A 15,703-nucleotide genomic window follows, 5' to 3' on the forward strand; every position below is an offset into this window, starting at 1 on the left:
AAGTACGGACGGACGCAGCCCCCGCCGTCGACCGTCACTCCGCGTTCAACGGTCATCTACGTCGCCGTTGTCGCCACGGCGGCAGTCGTGGCGCTTCTCTGCGCCGTCCTGGTCTCCGGCGCACCCCGGCCGACGAGCTGGGTGATCGCCCTCGTCGTGGTGGCCTTCGTCGCCTCATTGGGCAGGCCCCAGGCCGTGGGACCGATGCAGTTCTCCGTCTCGGCCATCGTCCAGGTCGCCGCCATCCCCCTCATCGGTCCCACCGGTGCGGGCGTGGTCGCGCTCGTGCCGACGATCACCGACTCCACGACGGCCGTCAAACGGATCTTCAACGCGGCCCAGAGGGTGCTGCTCGTCCTCTTCGGGTCCTTGGCCTACGTCGCAGTCGGTGGACTTGCTCTGCCGGCCCGAGTCGGTGTGGACCCGCTGGCGCTGGCCTTCGACGTGGCTGCCGCCGCCGCGGCTGCAGCACTCATGAACGCGGCGCTCCTGGCGGGGGTGCTGCAACGTGATTCCGGGGGCTCCCTTGCCTCCATCCTGCCCAACGTCCTGCTGCGAGTCGGTGGCTCCTACGCCATGTCATACGTCGCGGCCTACCTGCTGGTGGTCCTGTGGTCACCAGCCGGTCTCGGGTGGACCTCCGCGCTGTTCTTCCTGCCCTCGATCGTCGTCATCCAGTGGAGCCTGCGGCAGCTCGCCGAGGAGTGGGCCGTCCGACGCGAGGTCTGCACGCCCTTCGTCACCGCGCTCGACACGCGTCACCCGGGAGCAGCTGAGTCCAGCCGCTTGGCCGCTGACGCAGCGAAGGCGATCGCGGCAGCCGTGGGCGTGCGGCCGTCGCTCGTCGACAAGGTGGTGGTGGCCGCCCACCTGCGTGACGTGGGCCTGCTCGCGCTCGAGGGCAAGCCGGCGGCGATCGTCCGTCGTGACCAGGCAGCAGCCTCGGCGTCGGTGCTCGGTGGCATCGGATTCCTCGCGACACCCCTGACGTACATCGCCGGTCACCACGAGCGCGTCGACGGGCAGGGCAGGCCGGAGGGCCTGGTCGGGGAGCAGATCCCCCTCGGCAGCCGAATCCTCGCGGTCGCCGATGCCTGGAGCGACGCGGTCATGGCCGGACGCACGGCCGAGGAGGCCGTCCGTCTCTGCGAGTCCTCGGTGGACTCGGCCTGGGACGAGGTGTGCGTCAACGCCCTACGGCGGGCGCACGGGCGAGGGCAGCTCCCGGCGGTGGTCCCATGAGGCTGAGGCATGTCCCACCCGGGCTCATCCTCTTCACCTTCACCATCCTCGTCGGCACCTGCGCGGCCATCCGTGGTGAGCTCGACGAGACGGCTCTCACCCCCTTCGTCGTGGTCGCGATCATCGCGATCATCATCGGCGAGCAGCTGCCGATCCGGCTGGCCCAGCGAGTGCTGGCGCCGTTGACGACGGCCCCGGCCCTGGGCCTCGTCCTTGCCCCGCTGATGTTCGACGGCCAGGCGCCCAGTGCCGCCTCGGTCCTGGTCATCGTCTGGCTGAGCATGCTCGTCGGCGCCCTGGTTCGTCGATTCCGCGGGAGGCCGGTGGTCGAGGGCTCCCTGGGCGCCCGCTTCCTCGGCTTGGCCGTGACGGCCTTCCTCGCGCGGGACGTCAGCCTCGGTGACAGCACGCTGGTCGAGTGGGCCTTCGCGGACGGTACACGGCGAGCCGTCGCGGCCTTCGCCCTGCTGGCGGTGGCGGCCGTGGGGGGCCTCGTCGAGACCGTCCTGGAGAAGCTGATCATCTGGCTCGAGGAGGGGGGCACGCTCGCCGAGTTGGTGACCGACGAGTTCCGTCCCTTCGCGGGTGTCGCGGCGGCCAGCGCGTCCGCCGGCCCGCTCATCGCCGTGGCGCGTCCGGTCCTGGACTGGGTGGCCATCCCGCTCCTGCTCCTGCCGGTGCTGATGATGTACCTCGCGGTCCAGTGGGTGCAGGACAGTCGCCGTGACCTCGAGGAGTCGATCGCTGCGATGTCCCGGCTGCCGGAGATCAGCGGGTTCTCCCGCACCGGGCACGGCCGTCGGGTGGCCGATGTCGCGGTGCGGATCGCGACGGTGATGGACGTCGATCCGCAGGTGTGCCACCGCATCGAGCGCACGGCGCTGCTGCACGACGTTGGGCACCTCGGTCTGCCGGAGCCGCTGCCCGGCGGCAGGACGATCCATGCGTCCTCGCGCACGCAGCAGCGGATCGCCGAGACCACGGTCCGGATCGTCGGGAGCGCGCCGATGTTCGAAGAGCTGCTGCCGCTGCTGGACCAGGTGCGCACCCCCTTCCGCCGGTCGCGCGAGTTCGGCGAGCACATCCCGATCGAGTCGCGGGTCGTGCGCGTCGCCAACGCCTGGGACGACATCACCGAGGGCGCGCGCTCGCCGCGGGCGAGACAGGTGGCCCTGGAGCGGCTGCACCTCGGGCTGGGGTACGAGTACGACCCGGACGTCGTCGCGGCGCTCGAGCAGGTCTTCGTCGACGAGGGCGCGTTGATCATCTGACCACGACGAAGGGGGCCCACCGCACCGTGTGCAGTGGACCCCCGTCGATCGGGACGAGCAGGTCAGCCCTGCTTGGTCTCCCAGAAGATCTTGTCGATCTCGGCGATCTTGGCCAGCAGCTCGTCGGCCTTGGCCTCGTCGAACTCGCCCTTGGTGCCGGCGGCACCCGCGAGCTTGGTGGCCTCGTTGACCAGGACGTGCAGCTGCGGGTACTTCTCGAAGTGCGGCGGCTTGAAGTAGTCCGTCCACAGCACCCACAGGTGGTGCTTGACCAGCTCGGAGCGCTCCTCCTTGATGACGATCGCACGGGTGCGGAAGTCCGGGTCGTCGCTCTGGTTGGCCTTCTGGATGATCATCTTGACCGACTCGGCCTCGATGCGAGCCTGCGCGGGGTCGTAGACACCGCACGGGAGGTCGCAGTGGGCGCTGACCTCGGTGATCTGGAAGATGTCGCGAAGACGCATAGGGTGCCTTCCTCTCGTGGTCGGGTGCTGCCGCCCGCCATGCGGGCGACGCTGGTTCTCAACCTACTCGGATGAGGACGACAGGTCACGTGGAGGGGGCTCTCCTGCAAGGTATTCGCAGTAGGACCCTGGCGAGGACCGCCGAGCGGGGAAGGGAACCGACCAGCCAGGAGTCCACGCCGACTCTCGGGTTGTCCCGCTCGACCCACCACCGGCCGGGGTCCACCGGATCGACGCCCGTGACCCGCTTGACCGACACCGGCCGCGGCGCGCCGTGCTCGTCGCGGGGGAGCCGCACGATCGCCATCGAGTCCACCCGTGGCCGGGCGCCCCAGAGCACGAGCAGCAGGTCGCCCTCGCGCAGGGTCGGCTCCATCGAGGTGCCGACGACGCGCGCCAGGCCCGGTCGGATCATGGGCGGCATCGTAGGCGCCCGGACGGCGCAGGCGCGACGACGGAGCCTCCACGGCACCCCTCGCTCGGTGTGAAAGGATGTCGCTCGGCTCACCAGCCGCCCACCGTGACCACACCCGGCCACCCAAAGCGTTCAAAGATCCTTTCGATTCTTCCGAGGTTTGTCTGCCGTGTCTGCGTCCGAGCCCCCCGCCACCTACGACCTCACTGCCCCGCAGTTCGTCGCCCACGAGGGCGGCAAGGTCGAGGTACGGGCAACGAAGCCGTTGGAGGGGCAGGAGGACCTGTCCCTGCTCTACACGCCCGGTGTCGCCGACGTCTGCCTGGCCATCGAGGCGGACCCGGCTCTCTCGCGGCGCTTCACGGCCCGCAACAACACCGTCGCGGTCATCTCCGATGGCACCGCGGTGCTCGGCCTGGGAGACATCGGCCCGCTCGGGGCGATGCCGGTCATGGAAGGCAAGGCCGTCCTCTTCAAGCACTTCGCCGGCGTCGACGCCATCCCGGTGTGCCTTGAGTCCGGGTCGGTCGACGAGCTCTTCGAGACGATCGTGCGGATCGCGCCCAGCTACGGCGGCATCAACCTCGAGGACATCTCCGCGCCGCGCTGCTTCGACCTGGAGCGCCGGCTGCGCGAGCGTCTGGAGATCCCCGTCTTCCACGACGACCAGCACGGCACGGCGATCGTCGTGCTCGCCGGCCTGATCAACGCCTGCCGGGTCGTCGACCGCGCCATCGGGTCGCTGAGCGTCGTCGTCGGTGGTGCCGGCGCGGCCGGTGTCGCGGTGACCCAGCTGCTGCAGCTGGCCGGTGTGACGGACATCGTCGTGTGCGACTCGCGCGGCATCATCGGCAAGCACCGCCACGACCTGGTCGCGCACAAGGAGATGCTCGCCGCGACGACGAACGTCTCCGGCAAGACCGGCACGATGGCCGATGCGCTGAAGGACGCGGACGTCTACGTCGGTGTCTCGGGCGGCACCGTCCCCGAGGAGCAGGTCGCGACGATGGCCGAGGGCCCGATGATCTTCGCGCTGGCCAACCCCACGCCGGAGGTGCACCCGGACGTCGCGCACAAGTACGCCTCGGTCGTCGCGACGGGTCGTAGCGACTACCCGAACCAGATCAACAACGTGCTCGCCTTCCCGGGCATCTTCCGCGGGGCGCTGGATGCTGGGGGAGTGCAGATCAGCGAGGAGATGAAGCTCGCCGCCGCGCGCGCCATCGCCGACCTCGTCGAGGAGCCCACCGCCGACTGCATCGTCCCCCCGGTCTTCCAGGAGGGCGTCGCCGAGGCCGTCGCCGCAGCGGTCGCCGCGCACGCAGTCTGACCCGCACCCCGGCCCCAAGGAGGCCCCCCTTCGGTTCAGGGCGAAGGGGGGCCGTCTTGGGGCCGGGGCGTGCGGTCTGCGGGCTCGATCGCCGGGGCTGGTCGCGGGCCGATCAGGGGCTTGGCACTCTCAAGGTGAGAGTGCTAAATTTGTGACTGTCGTTACAGGTAGCGCCACCCCCGCGGGGGCGGTGGGTGGCCTTCATCGTTGGAGGTTGTTTCTGATGATGCGCACTGATGCACTCACCGAGTTGGATGCCTTGGCCCAGGGCCTGTTGGGCGCCCGCTCCACCCCACGCTCGCCGCAGTTCATGCCGGTCGACGTCTTCCGTGTGGGCGAGCAGTACGTCATCCATGCGGACCTGCCGGGGATGGATCCGGGCAGCATCGACGTGAACATGGGTCGAGGGGTGCTGACCCTGACCGCGCACCGCACGGCGCCGCCGGAGGAGAACGTCCAGTGGCTGACCAGCGAGCGGTTCTCGGGCAGCTACCGTCGCCAGATCACCTTCGGGGACGACATCGACCCCGATCGGATCACGGCGAACTATGACAACGGAGTGCTGACGGTGACCCTGCCGCTCGACCAGCGGGCACTTCCCCGTCAGATCTCCGTGGAGGGCAAGGGGGCCGAGCCCCAGGAGGTGTCTGCCTCCACCGACGAGCAGCAGCGGATCGACAGCTGAGGCCGAGCCCCGAGACGACAGCGGCCCCGCCGGATGGCGGGGCCGCTGTCGTGCGGGGACGCGGGCGAAGGGAGTGGAACGCCCACCGTGCGGTCGGGAACCGGCCGCCGTGGAGTCGCGGATGGGGCCAGCCACAGAGCCGCGCGTCCCTCAGGGGGTGCGGGTCACCAGATGCCGTTCTCCGAGGTGGCGCTACCACCGGAGGCGCCGTTGCCGATGGTCTTGGAGCTCACTGCCTCGCCGACGGGCCAGTCGATGCCCATCCCGGACGTCTTGCTGCCGGAGGCGTACAGCGTGTAGCTGGCCGTGGGGTTGGCCTGGACCTTGGCGTGGTAGTGCTCTTGGCACTCCAGGACCTGGGTGGTGTCGACGATGTCGTGCAGGGCGGGGAAGTCGTCGCCCGTGAGGTCGTCGTTGACGCCGAAGGAGGTCATGACGGCCTCCGCGTGGACCTGCTTGCCCGGTGTCGTGACACCACCGGGGCCCAGGGCGACGTACATGTCGCACTCGGTGCCCGCACCGGTGGTGATGGGCAGGTTCTTGGTGATGGTCCACGTGAACGTCAGCGTGCCGTTGATCCACTCACCCTTGTCGACTGTGCCCCAGCCGCGGGTGCCGTACGTCGTCACCGACCGGGTCTGTGCGGGGTCGGCCGCGTGGAGGGTCAACTCGATGATGATCGGGTTCTCCGGGCTCGCCGATACGGGGGCGGTGCCGAGGTTCTTGAGATTCATGTAGACCCGCTGGGCCGCGCCGTCCAGGGCGGCGGCCAGTTGGTAGAAGTTCAGCTGCAGCTGGGCGTGCTTGGTGCTGGCGAGCGTGATGGCGTTGTTGATCTCCTGCTGGCTCTCCGACGAACATCCCACGTCCGAGGCCGCCAGTCGGGGTGCGGCTGCGGCGATGGTCACCCCCGGGGCCATCCATGCCACCCCCTTGGCGACGGAGCGCCGGCTGGGACTCGGTGCGGGGTTCGTGGCGTGGGGCACGGTGTCTCCTGGGTCTACTGGTGTAGTTGCGGCATGGCCGTGCGGAGCGTAACAAGGCCCCTTACTCTTTCCTTACTGTTGTGGTGGGTGTCACGCAGGCGGGCGTCGCCGCGCTCGACGTGGTCCCTATGCTGCGGTCATGACGATGACCGACGGTGACCAGCGGTGGCGCACGCCGGATGGCATCGCCTGGGTCGCGGGGGAGGGCCGGGTCGCCCTCATCGACACCCGTGCCGTGGCGCCCGTGCCGCTGCTCGTCCATGAGCCGGTGGCCAGCCTGTGGCCGACCCTCGCGGAGGGTCCCGTCTCGGTGGAGCAGCTGCGGGTGGTGGCCGACGGCGTCGTCCAGGACGACTCCGAGGGCTTCGTGCACGCTGCGCTGGAGATGCTGCGGGACGCCTCCCTCGTGGTGCGGGCGGAAGCCGAGTGACCGACTCGCTGACCCTCGCCGAGGCCGTGCCGCTGGGCACGGTGTACCTGCAGCGGCTCCTCGAAGACGCCGGCGTACGTTCACTGGTGATCAAGGGACCCGCCTTCGTGGTGCTCGGGGTCCGGCGGCCGCGCCAAAGTAACGATGTTGACCTGCTGATCCACCCGGATGACCGAGCAAGGACTGCGTGTGTCTTGGAGTCTGCCAATTGGATGAGTATCTCTTACAGGCTTCCAGCAGCCTTGGACGCGTTCGCGTACTCGAAGACCTATCGGCATCCTCTCTTTCCGGCGAGCGTCGACGTCCACCACGCCTTCTTGGGCCTTCTTAGATGGCCTGCAGCCTTTGAGGAGATGTGGGACCGACGAAGCGCTGTGGAGATTGCTCATGCCGCGGTAGTGACCCCGTCTAAGGAAGATGCCCTTGTTGTCGAGGCGCTGAATGCCATGAAGTCCAAGAGGCCGCGGGACTGGCCACTTGCAGTGGAAAAGGTCGTGGCAGGCTCAAGCGACGTTGACGTGGCGCGGCTCGAGGAAGCGACGATTTCGCTGGGTGCTAGCGAGTCTGTCGCCACTCTCATCACGGCCGTAGGAGGTACCCCTGTGCCTGAACCCACGACACCGGGATACAGACGTTGGGTCAGTGAGGCGGGAGGTGACCGGAGGCGGTTGTTGTTGCGTCACATGATCCTTCGAGCGCCGTGGGCTCTGCCGAGCTTTGTGTGGCAGCAAATCACGCTGAGTCGAGCGCAGGCACAGTTCTGGGCGGATGCCCATCGGGTCGAATTTCGAAGCAGGGGTCAGATCCTTCTGCTTCGTGCGAAGAAGCTCATCGGATTGTGAGTGCCCCGTTCAGTTGGCCTTGACGGTGCTGATGGCTCCCAGAATGGTCTCGGCGACCTCGGGTCGGCAGATGACGAGGTCCGGCAGGTAGGGGCTCTCGTTGTTGTAGACCAGCCCCGAGCCGTCGATGCGACTCGTGTGCAGGCCGTGCGCCCGGGCGACGGCCACCGGCGCGGCGGAGTCCCACTCGTACTGGCCACCGGCGTGGACGTAGGCGTCGGCGGTCCCGTCGAGGACGGACATCGCCTTCACCCCGGCCGAGCCCATCTCCACGAGGTCGGCGCCGAGGTGGTCGGCCAGGCGGGTGACGAACTCCGGCGGCCGGCTGCGGCTGACGGCCAGGCGAAGGGGGGCCCCTGCCGCGCCCGCTGCCGGCGCGTCGTCGGCGCTGGAGTAGGTGACGCCCTTCGCGGGGCGGGCCACGGCCCCGGCGACGAGGTTGCCGGCCCGCCACAGTGCGACGTGCACGGCCCAGTCGTCGCGCTCGACCTCGCTGAACTCACGGGTGCCGTCGAGCGGGTCGACGATCCACACCCGCTGCGCGGACAGGCGGACGTGGTCGTCGGCGCCCTCCTCCGAGAGCACCGCGTCCTCGGGACGGACCTTCGCCAGCTCGGCCATGAGGAAGTCGTGGGAGACCCGGTCGCCGAGGTCCTTCAGCTCCTTGGGGTCGATGCCGGCGTGCTCCTCACGGGTGCGCAGGAGCACTTCACCGGCCGCTGTCGCCAGCTCGGCGGCGAGCGCGTGATCGTCAGTCATCGTGGCTTCCTTGTCGTTGCTTGTAGCGCTCGGCGGCGGCCTGCAGGCCTTCCTCGCGGGTGTTTGGGAAGGGCGGTAGCCCGTGGCCCTTGCGAACCAGTCCCCACACGATGGGCCCGAGGACCAGCAGCGCAGCTCCGGCGATCCCGACCCACACCGGGGGCAGACCGAGCATGCCCAGACCGGTCAGCGACAGCACGATGGCGATGCCGCGGCGGACGACGTTCTGCTGGACCCAGGAGGCCAGGCGGGCACCGAGGTAGGTGCCGGGGGCGCCGCCGATGATCAACGGCAGCAGGATGGACCAGTCGATGCCTTCGTAGATCACGTGGCCGACCGCGGCGGCGAGCACGAGGGGGATGGCCTGGACCAAGTCGGTGCCGACCAGCTTGTTCGGCGCCAGGCGTGGATACAGCATGAGCAGGGCGACCATGATCAGGGAGCCGGACCCGACGCTGGTCAGGCCGACGAGCAGACCCCCGAGTGCGCCGACGACAATGGTGGGGACCACCCGCAGTGAGGGGGCCTCGTCGCTGTCGGGGCTTCCGCCCTCGCTGGCCACCTGGATGTTGTGGCGCATGTTCAGCAGGGTCCGCAGCACGTACGTGCCTGCCGCCAGCAGCAGCGCGACACCGATGGCGGCCTTGACGAAGGCCTGCTGCTCCTCGGGTGAGCCCACTTGGTTGATCAGCCACCCGCCGGCGGCGGCAGTCGGGACGGATCCCACGATCAGCAGCGCGGCCAACTTGAGGTCGGGTGTGCCGTGCTTGAGGTGGGCGGCGGCGCCGACCGACTTGTTGACGGCGGCGGCCACGAGGTCGTTCGCCACGGCGGTTGTCGGGGGGATGCCCAGGAAGATCAGGGCGGGGGTCATCAACGCTCCGCCGCCCATGCCGGTCAGGCCGATGACGATCCCGACGCCGAAGGCCACCAGGAGCAGTGAGGTGACGTCGAACATCAGATGCTCCACTCCGGTTGGGTGGCATCGACCAGGTGGCCGCGCTCGTGCAGCAGCGCCAGGACACGGTCCCGGGCCTGATCGACGCTGATCGACGAGGTGTCCAGATCGAGGTCAGCGTCCGTGGGTGCCTCGTAGGGGGCGGTGACGCCGGTGAAGTCCGTGATCTCGCCGGCTTGGGCCTTGGCGTACAGGCCCTTGCGGTCCCGTCGGGCGCACTCCTCAACGGGGGTGCTGACATGGACGAGGACGAAGTCGCCGCCGCGGTCGAGCGCCATGGCGCGCACGGCCTTGCGGGTGGAGTCGTACGGGGCGATGGGCGAGCAGATGGCCGCGCCGCCGTGGTAGGCGATCTCGGCGGCGACCCAGCCGATCCGTCGTATGTTGGTCTCGCGGTCCTCGGGGGAGAAGGTCAGGCCGGCCGAGAGGTGCCGGCGCACGACGTCGCCGTCGAGGATGGAGACGGGACGGCCGTCCTCTTCGAGGATTGCTTCGCGGACGGCCCGGGCGACGGTGGACTTGCCGGAGCCGGACAAGCCGGTGAAGAAGAGGACCAGTCCTCCCGAGTCGCCGGCGCCGTGCATCGTCTGGGTGTCGGGCAGGCGGGTGGTGTGAGTGCCGAGCCAGGCGACGGCGCCGGGCGCGTACGCGGAGACCACCTCGTCCTGCAGCGCCGGGTTCGCGGCGGCAATCCGTGGATCGAGGGGTACGGCCACGACCCGAGCCTCGCGCAGACCCTTGGCCACCTCGAGGCTGCGGCGCAGCAGGGTCACCCCTCGGGTGTAGGGCGACATCGTCGGACCGGACAGCACGAGCAGCAGGACGGGCCGGCCGTCGGCGAGGGCGCGGATCTCGGCGGTGTCGGTGCGGTTGAGTCGTCGGTCGACGACCACTGTCAGAGCGCCTGCGTCCACCGCCGAGCGCACCTGCGAGGGGGAGAGGTAGAGGGGCTCGTAGGGCCGGGGGGAGCCGTTACCCAACCACTCCGGTGTGCCTGTCGCTCCGGCGTTGCCGATCTGCACCGCGGGGAACCGGGCGAGGGGGACACCTTCGGGGTCCACGATCTCCAGTCCGGCAGATCGCGAGGCGTCGCGCACCTCGTTGTCGAGAGGGAGCATCGGGTCGGTCGGGGCACAGGCCCCCACCCGCAGCCGCTCGAGTGCGTCGAGCTGGTCGAAGGGGGGACAGTACTGGCGGGCGCGTACGGGTCCAGTCACGCCACGCATTCTGGCAGGTCCATCGGGGCCGGCCCCCCAGCAACGCGCTGTGACGCCGCGCTCAACCGACCCAACCAGTCCCAGCGCGCCGACGGCGGGTCTTCGGCGGTATGGTTGGCCCGCGATCCATGTCCCCTGCCGTGAGAGAGACGATGTCCACCCATGCCGACTACCGGCTGAGTCACCTGGACCAGCTCGAGGCCGAGTCCATCCACATCTTCCGCGAGGTCGCGGCCGAGTTCGAGAAGCCGGTGCTGATGTTCTCCGGTGGCAAGGACTCCATCGTCATGCTGCGCTTGGCGGAGAAGGCGTTCTACCCGGCACGGGTGCCCTTCCCGGTCCTCCAGGTCGCCACCGGGTACGACTTCCCCGAGGTGCTCGCCACGCGTGACCGCTGGGTCGAGAAGTTGGGTGTCCGTCTGCACGAGGCATCCGTCGAGCAGGCAATCGCCGACGGGATCGTCGTCGACGACGGCAAGACCCCCCGCAACCGCCTCCAGATCGGCACGCTGCTGCACGCGATCGAGTCCGAGGGCTACACGGCTGCCTTCGGAGGTGGGCGTCGGGACGAGGAGAAGGCGCGCGCCAAGGAGCGGGTCTTCTCCCACCGCGACGACTTCGGTCAGTGGGACCCGAAGAACCAGCGCCCGGAGCTGTGGTCGCTGTACAACGGTCGGCTGCACGAGGGCGAGCACATGCGCGTCTTCCCGCTGAGCAACTGGACCGAGCTGGACATCTGGCACTACATCGCCCGCGAGGACATCGACATCCCCTCGATCTACTACGCGCACCAGCGTCGCGTCTTCGAGCGGGGCGGGATGCTCTTCACCGAGAGCGAGTACAACCCCTGCCGCGAAGGGGAAACAGTCACCGAGCGCACCGTGCGCTTCCGCACAGTTGGTGACCTGACCCTGACCGGGTGCCTGGAGTCGCAGGCCGACACCGTGGAGAAGGTCATCGAGGAGGTCGCTGCCTCGCGGGTGACCGAGCGTGGCGCCACCCGTGGTGATGACAAGTTCTCCGAGGCGGCGATGGAAGACCGCAAGAAGCTGGGGTATTTCTGATGGAAGACCGTATGGACATGCTGCGCTTGGCGACAGCCGGATCCGTCGACGACGGGAAGTCGACGCTGATCGGGCGACTGCTGCTGGACAGCAAGTCGATCTTCGAGGACCAGATGGAGTCCGTCGAGAAGACCAGCCAGGACAAGGGCTACGACTACACCGATCTCGCCCTGCTGACAGATGGGCTGCGCTCCGAGCGCGAGCAGGGCATCACCATCGATGTCGCCTACCGCTACTTCGCGACCCCGAAGCGGAAGTTCATCATCGCTGACACCCCGGGCCATGTGCAGTACACCCGCAACATGGTCACCGGCGCGTCCACGTCGGACCTCGGCTTGGTGTTGGTCGACGCTCGGCACGGCCTGACCGAGCAGTCGCGTCGTCACGCAGTGCTGCTGTCGCTGCTTCGCGTCCCGCACTTGGTGCTCGCGGTCAACAAGATGGACTTGGTCGACTACTCCGAAGAGGTCTTCAACCGAATCAACGAGGAGTTCACCGCCTTCGCCGGGAAGCTGAACATCCCGGATCTGGCGATCATCCCGATCTCGGCTCTGCAGGGCGACAACGTCGTCAACCGCAGCGAGAACATGCCGTGGTACCAGGGCACGAGCCTGCTGCACCACCTGGAGAACGTGCACATCGCCTCCGACCGGGACATGCGGGACGTGCGCTTCCCGGTGCAGTACGTCATCCGGCCGAAGTCGGACGAGTTCCACGACTACCGCGGGTACGCGGGTCAGGTCGCCGGTGGCGTGCTCAAGCCCGGCGACGAGGTCATCGTGCTGCCCAGCGGGATGACGAGCACCATCGAGGCCATCGACCTGCACGAGGAGTCGCTGCAGGAGGCCTACCCGCCCATGTCGGTGACCGTGCGGCTGACGGACGACGTGGACGTCAGCCGTGGCGACATGATCGCCCGGGTGAACAACCAACCGGAGCCGGTCCAAGACATCGACGCGATGATCTCCTGGATGTCACCGACCCCGCTGCGCCCTCGGCAGAAGCTGGCGATCAAGCACACGACGAAGTCCGCGCGCGCCATGGTCAAGGACATCCAGTACCGCCTCGACATCAACTCCCTGCATCGCGACCCCGATGCCGGCGAGCTGCTGTTGAACGAGATCGGCCGCGTGCAGCTGCGCGTGACGCAGCCGCTGCTTGCTGATTCCTATGAGCAGAACCGAACGACTGGGTCGTTCATCCTCATCGACGAGGCGACAGGCGTCACCGTGGGCGCAGGGATGATCAACGGCTAAGCCGATCGCGGACAAAGCTTGGGCGCGCGACGGTTGGCCAGTCGAACCCAAGTTGGATGGTGCATTCCTTCGAAGTACTGGCACGAACAGCGCTAACTCTCAATCTATTAGGAGACCCACCATATGGTGGCCTTGCCCACATCTATTCACCTTGGAGTCATCGGGCTCGGCTATGTTGGCTTGCCGCTTGCGGCGTCCTTCGCGAAGCGCTACCCCGTTACTGGGTTCGACATCAATGCTCACCGCATAGAAGAGTTGAACCAAGGCGTCGACCGGACGCTTGAGGTGTCCTCGGATGAGTTGAGCGCTGCAAAGGAACTGACTTTCAGCACCGATCCCGATTCCCTGACGGATGTCAATGTTTATGTGGTCACAAGGCCGGTTCGGCGCTCGGGACGGCGATCGCGAGCGTCGTCGCGTGGTGGTGTGCGGCCACCATGGTGAGGTCGGCCGAGCTGCCCAGGACCCGTACGCCGTCGATGCGCATCCGCCGCTTGCTGCGATCGTCGTCGAGCAGTCCCACGGGTGTCATCTGTGCTGCAGGGTCCCGCACCAGTGCACGGACCAGCTGACGACCCCCTTCGCCGGCGCCGAAGACCAGGAGGCGGGCCTCGGACCCGCTCTTGGGATCGATGCGGCTGCGCACGGTGCGCAGGACGAAACGGGCGCCGAACATGCCCACCAGTGCTGCCGTGCCCGCGGTGAACGGCAGTGAGCGGGGACCCAGGTCCCACGGGCCCATCACCGTGACCACCTGCAGCGGGACGGCCCACAGCAGGACCGTCCTCGTCAGGTCGATGATCTCCTCGTAGGACCCCCGGAGGTGACCGACGGCATAGGGGCCGAAGAGCGCACCCAGGACGAGGTGGGCGGCTGCGGCGACGCCCGCGAACTGCCAGACCGGCGCAGCAAAGGCCTGCGTGCCGAAGTCATACCGAAACCACGCGGCGAGCAGAGTCGCGACCACGACGACCGCGAGGTCGATGATGGCCCACAACCACCGGCCCATCCGCTTGTCCGCCGCCGGTGGGGTCGGCATCGGTTGCTTCACAACCTGTCACTCCACTGCACGCGGTCGCTGCCTCCCCGATGGCGATGATCATGAGTACGGTCACGTCCTGATCGTGGCCGGCGCCAGTGTGTCACAGGGGGAATGGCAACGCAGGTCGGGGCCGTGCGACCGGCCGGGCCCTATACTGACCGGCGGCGACGGGAGGCGCTCGTCGCCGTGGACACACGGTCGACCGACCGTGCGAGGAGAGCGCGTGACCCTGGAAGACCTCTGGAAGCTGACCCGTCGACAGGTCGTGGTCATCGGTGTCTGTGCCCTGGCCGGCCTCCTCCTCGGGTTCCTCTGGATGGCCCTGCAACCCAAGGAGTACACCGCCACGGCGGGCGGGTACGTCACCGCGGGTAGCGGGGAGAGCATCGGTGAGTCATACTCCGCGCAGACGCTGGCCCAGCAGAAGGCACAGGCCTACGTCACCCTCTTCACCAATCGCCGCGTCGCCAAGAACGTCATCGAGGAGCTCGACCTCGACACCACGCCCCAAGAGCTGGTGACTCGCATCTCCGCCACGGTCCCGCCAGACGGTGTGACGATCAACGTCACCGCGACAGGGGCGAGCCCCGAAGCGGCGCGCGACATCGCCGACACCGTGGTCACCGCCGCCGCCGCCGAGGCGAAGCGGATGGAGGAAGCGGGGCCGAGCCGGACGACGGCGGGGCCCGACGGGAAGACGCAGCAGGTGCAGTCCCAGGCGCAGGTGCTCATCGAGCCGAACGAGTCGGCCATCCTGCCGACCGCGCCCTCCTCGCCGGACCCGGTGCGGGTGCTCCCGATCGGGCTGCTGGTCGGGTTGCTCGTCGGGTACGGGATCGCCGCCGTCCGGCACCACAACGACACCAAGGTCCGCCACACCGATGACGTCGAAGAGGTCATGGGCACCGGTGTCCTCGGCCTGCTGCCGATGAGCCATGACCTGGGGTCGGAGCGCGGCGACATCCGGCGCACCAAGGCCTTCCACGAGCGGGAGGCGCTGCGGAAACTGCGCACGAACCTGCGGTTCGTCGACGTCGACCACCAGCCGCGCTCCATCGTCATCACCAGCGCGAAGCAGGGCGAGGGCAAGTCCACGGTCGCCGCCAACCTCGCCACCGTGCTGGCCGAGTCCGGGGAACAGGTCGTCCTCGTGGACGCCGACCTGCGCCGCTCGGCTGTCGCCCGGGCCTTCGACCTCGACGGCAGCGTCGGCCTGTCCCAGGTGCTCGCCAGGACGGCCAACCTGGACGATGCACTGCAGCCCTGCGCGACCCCGGGTCTGGAGATCCTCGCTGCCGGCGAGGTGCCGCCCAACCCATCGGAGCTGCTCGGCTCGCAGCGGATGGGTCAGCTCATCGAGCAACTGGCCCAGCGATCCTTCGTCATCCTCGATGCACCGCCACTGCTACCGGTCACCGACGGGGCGCTGCTCACGCGCAGCGCCGACGGGGCGGTCCTCGTCGTCGCCGCGGGCAAGACGCACAAGGAAGAGATCGAGCGAGCCACCGCGTCACTGCGGACGGTGAACGGCAAGGTCCTCGGGGCAGTCCTGAACATGATCTCCACCCGCAAGGTCGACCGGATCCGCTACGGCGATGCCGAGTACGGCTACTCGAACGCGTACACCAGCGACTATGCCTACGAGGCCGTTGACCGGTCTGCGGCGCCGGCCACCCGCCGTGAGGCGAAGGCCGTGAGGGGCAAGCGCGTCAAGGTGAACTGACACCCGCGCGTCGATAGGT

17 protein-coding genes are annotated in these 15,703 nt (G+C 68.6%); 10 read left to right on the forward strand and 7 right to left on the reverse strand.

What is annotated here, in order from left to right:
- The first annotated feature begins 87 nt into the window (after nt 1-87).
- Entirely contained in the window at nt 88-1,242 is a 1,155-nt protein-coding gene (locus V1351_RS04005) for an HD-GYP domain-containing protein (RefSeq protein WP_338750940.1), read from the forward strand.
- Nucleotides 1,239-2,513, forward strand: a complete 1,275-nt coding sequence (locus V1351_RS04010) for an HD-GYP domain-containing protein (protein WP_338750942.1) — start codon at nt 1,239-1,241, stop codon at nt 2,511-2,513. The genes V1351_RS04005 and V1351_RS04010 overlap by 4 nt, the downstream gene beginning before the upstream one ends.
- Nucleotides 2,514-2,575: 62 nt before the next feature.
- Here V1351_RS04010 and sodN read toward each other — a convergent pair whose 3' ends face one another.
- Both sodN and V1351_RS04020 read right to left on the reverse strand, forming a co-directional pair.
- The gene (gene sodN / locus V1351_RS04015; protein ID WP_338750944.1) at nt 2,576-2,977 is read right to left on the reverse strand and encodes a superoxide dismutase, Ni; all 402 of its coding nucleotides are present in this window, start codon (nt 2,975-2,977) and stop codon (nt 2,576-2,578) included.
- Between the two features lie 85 nt (nt 2,978-3,062).
- The gene (locus V1351_RS04020) at nt 3,063-3,392 is read right to left on the reverse strand and encodes a S24/S26 family peptidase (protein ID WP_338750946.1); all 330 of its coding nucleotides are present in this window, start codon (nt 3,390-3,392) and stop codon (nt 3,063-3,065) included.
- Between the two features lie 169 nt (nt 3,393-3,561).
- Here V1351_RS04020 and V1351_RS04025 point away from each other — a divergent pair, with 169 nt between their 5' ends.
- Both V1351_RS04025 and V1351_RS04030 read left to right on the forward strand, forming a co-directional pair.
- Nucleotides 3,562-4,722 (forward strand): NAD(P)-dependent malic enzyme, encoded by a 1,161-nt coding sequence (locus tag V1351_RS04025; RefSeq protein WP_338750948.1) that lies wholly within the window; start codon nt 3,562-3,564, stop codon nt 4,720-4,722.
- 223 nt (nt 4,723-4,945) lie between these two features.
- Entirely contained in the window at nt 4,946-5,407 is a 462-nt protein-coding gene (locus V1351_RS04030) for an Hsp20/alpha crystallin family protein (protein ID WP_338750950.1), read from the forward strand.
- Nucleotides 5,408-5,571: 164 nt separating this feature from the next.
- On the opposite strand, the gene V1351_RS04035 is transcribed toward V1351_RS04030, so the two are convergent.
- Nucleotides 5,572-6,393: a hypothetical protein gene (locus V1351_RS04035; protein WP_338750951.1), complete on the reverse strand. Its 822-nt coding sequence runs from the start codon at nt 6,391-6,393 to the stop codon at nt 5,572-5,574.
- A 139-nt stretch (nt 6,394-6,532) separates the two neighbouring features.
- Between V1351_RS04035 and V1351_RS04040 the strand changes: the two genes are divergently transcribed.
- Both V1351_RS04040 and V1351_RS04045 read left to right on the forward strand, forming a co-directional pair.
- Entirely contained in the window at nt 6,533-6,823 is a 291-nt protein-coding gene (locus tag V1351_RS04040) for a hypothetical protein (protein ID WP_338750953.1), read from the forward strand.
- A complete protein-coding gene (locus tag V1351_RS04045; RefSeq protein WP_338750955.1) occupies nt 6,820-7,665 on the forward strand; it encodes a nucleotidyltransferase family protein in 846 nt (281 codons plus the stop codon). The genes V1351_RS04040 and V1351_RS04045 overlap by 4 nt, the downstream gene beginning before the upstream one ends.
- 9 nt (nt 7,666-7,674) lie before the next feature.
- On the opposite strand, the gene V1351_RS04050 is transcribed toward V1351_RS04045, so the two are convergent.
- Genes V1351_RS04050 through cysC form a run of 3 tightly spaced genes read right to left on the reverse strand, consistent with a single transcriptional unit; the run spans nt 7,675 to nt 10,599 of the window.
- The gene (locus tag V1351_RS04050) at nt 7,675-8,424 is read right to left on the reverse strand and encodes a 3'(2'),5'-bisphosphate nucleotidase CysQ (RefSeq protein ID WP_338750957.1); all 750 of its coding nucleotides are present in this window, start codon (nt 8,422-8,424) and stop codon (nt 7,675-7,677) included.
- Nucleotides 8,417-9,382 (reverse strand): sulfite exporter TauE/SafE family protein, encoded by a 966-nt coding sequence (locus V1351_RS04055; protein ID WP_338750959.1) that lies wholly within the window; start codon nt 9,380-9,382, stop codon nt 8,417-8,419. The genes V1351_RS04050 and V1351_RS04055 overlap by 8 nt, the downstream gene beginning before the upstream one ends.
- Nucleotides 9,382-10,599: an adenylyl-sulfate kinase gene (gene cysC / locus V1351_RS04060; RefSeq protein ID WP_338750961.1), complete on the reverse strand. Its 1,218-nt coding sequence runs from the start codon at nt 10,597-10,599 to the stop codon at nt 9,382-9,384. The genes V1351_RS04055 and cysC overlap by 1 nt, the downstream gene beginning before the upstream one ends.
- 152 nt (nt 10,600-10,751) lie before the next feature.
- On the opposite strand from cysC, the gene cysD reads away from it, so the two are divergent.
- From cysD to V1351_RS16285, 3 genes are all read left to right on the forward strand, one after another.
- Nucleotides 10,752-11,663, forward strand: a complete 912-nt coding sequence (cysD, locus tag V1351_RS04065) for a sulfate adenylyltransferase subunit CysD (RefSeq protein WP_338750963.1) — start codon at nt 10,752-10,754, stop codon at nt 11,661-11,663.
- A gap of 11 nt (nt 11,664-11,674) precedes the next feature.
- Complete coding sequence (locus V1351_RS04070) at nt 11,675-12,919, forward strand: sulfate adenylyltransferase subunit 1 (RefSeq protein WP_422389017.1); 1,245 nt, start codon at nt 11,675-11,677, stop codon at nt 12,917-12,919.
- A 123-nt stretch (nt 12,920-13,042) separates the two neighbouring features.
- On the forward strand, nt 13,043-13,363 hold the full coding sequence (locus V1351_RS16285) for a hypothetical protein (protein ID WP_422389004.1): 321 nt from the start codon (nt 13,043-13,045) through the stop codon (nt 13,361-13,363).
- Here the strand turns inward: V1351_RS16285 and V1351_RS04075 are convergent.
- Nucleotides 13,290-13,958: a nucleoside-diphosphate sugar epimerase/dehydratase gene (locus V1351_RS04075; RefSeq protein ID WP_338750967.1), complete on the reverse strand. Its 669-nt coding sequence runs from the start codon at nt 13,956-13,958 to the stop codon at nt 13,290-13,292. The genes V1351_RS16285 and V1351_RS04075 overlap by 74 nt on opposite strands.
- A gap of 226 nt (nt 13,959-14,184) precedes the next feature.
- Here V1351_RS04075 and V1351_RS04080 point away from each other — a divergent pair, with 226 nt between their 5' ends.
- A complete protein-coding gene (locus tag V1351_RS04080; RefSeq protein WP_338750969.1) occupies nt 14,185-15,684 on the forward strand; it encodes a polysaccharide biosynthesis tyrosine autokinase in 1,500 nt (499 codons plus the stop codon).
- The last annotated feature ends 19 nt before the right edge of the window (nt 15,685-15,703 follow it).

The organism is Janibacter sp. A1S7 (assembly GCF_037198315.1).
Lineage (GTDB): Bacteria > Actinomycetota > Actinomycetes > Actinomycetales > Dermatophilaceae > Janibacter > Janibacter alittae.

What these genes read in the sequence shown, in the direction of transcription:
- sodN (WP_338750944.1), bottom strand. Translation starts at nt 2,977, where the DNA reads ATGCGTCTTCGCGACATCTTCCAGATCACCGAGGTCAGCGCCCACTGC.
- V1351_RS04010 (WP_338750942.1), top strand. Translation starts at nt 1,239, where the DNA reads ATGAGGCTGAGGCATGTCCCACCCGGGCTCATCCTCTTCACCTTCACC.
- V1351_RS04020 (WP_338750946.1), bottom strand. Translation starts at nt 3,392, where the DNA reads ATGATCCGACCGGGCCTGGCGCGCGTCGTCGGCACCTCGATGGAGCCG.
- V1351_RS16285 (WP_422389004.1), top strand. Translation starts at nt 13,043, where the DNA reads ATGGTGGCCTTGCCCACATCTATTCACCTTGGAGTCATCGGGCTCGGC.
- V1351_RS04055 (WP_338750959.1), bottom strand. Translation starts at nt 9,382, where the DNA reads ATGTTCGACGTCACCTCACTGCTCCTGGTGGCCTTCGGCGTCGGGATC.
- V1351_RS04070 (WP_422389017.1), top strand. Translation starts at nt 11,675, where the DNA reads ATGGACATGCTGCGCTTGGCGACAGCCGGATCCGTCGACGACGGGAAG.
- V1351_RS04030 (WP_338750950.1), top strand. Translation starts at nt 4,946, where the DNA reads ATGATGCGCACTGATGCACTCACCGAGTTGGATGCCTTGGCCCAGGGC.
- V1351_RS04050 (WP_338750957.1), bottom strand. Translation starts at nt 8,424, where the DNA reads ATGACTGACGATCACGCGCTCGCCGCCGAGCTGGCGACAGCGGCCGGT.
- V1351_RS04040 (WP_338750953.1), top strand. Translation starts at nt 6,533, where the DNA reads ATGACGATGACCGACGGTGACCAGCGGTGGCGCACGCCGGATGGCATC.
- cysD (WP_338750963.1), top strand. Translation starts at nt 10,752, where the DNA reads ATGTCCACCCATGCCGACTACCGGCTGAGTCACCTGGACCAGCTCGAG.
- V1351_RS04075 (WP_338750967.1), bottom strand. Translation starts at nt 13,958, where the DNA reads ATGCCGACCCCACCGGCGGCGGACAAGCGGATGGGCCGGTGGTTGTGG.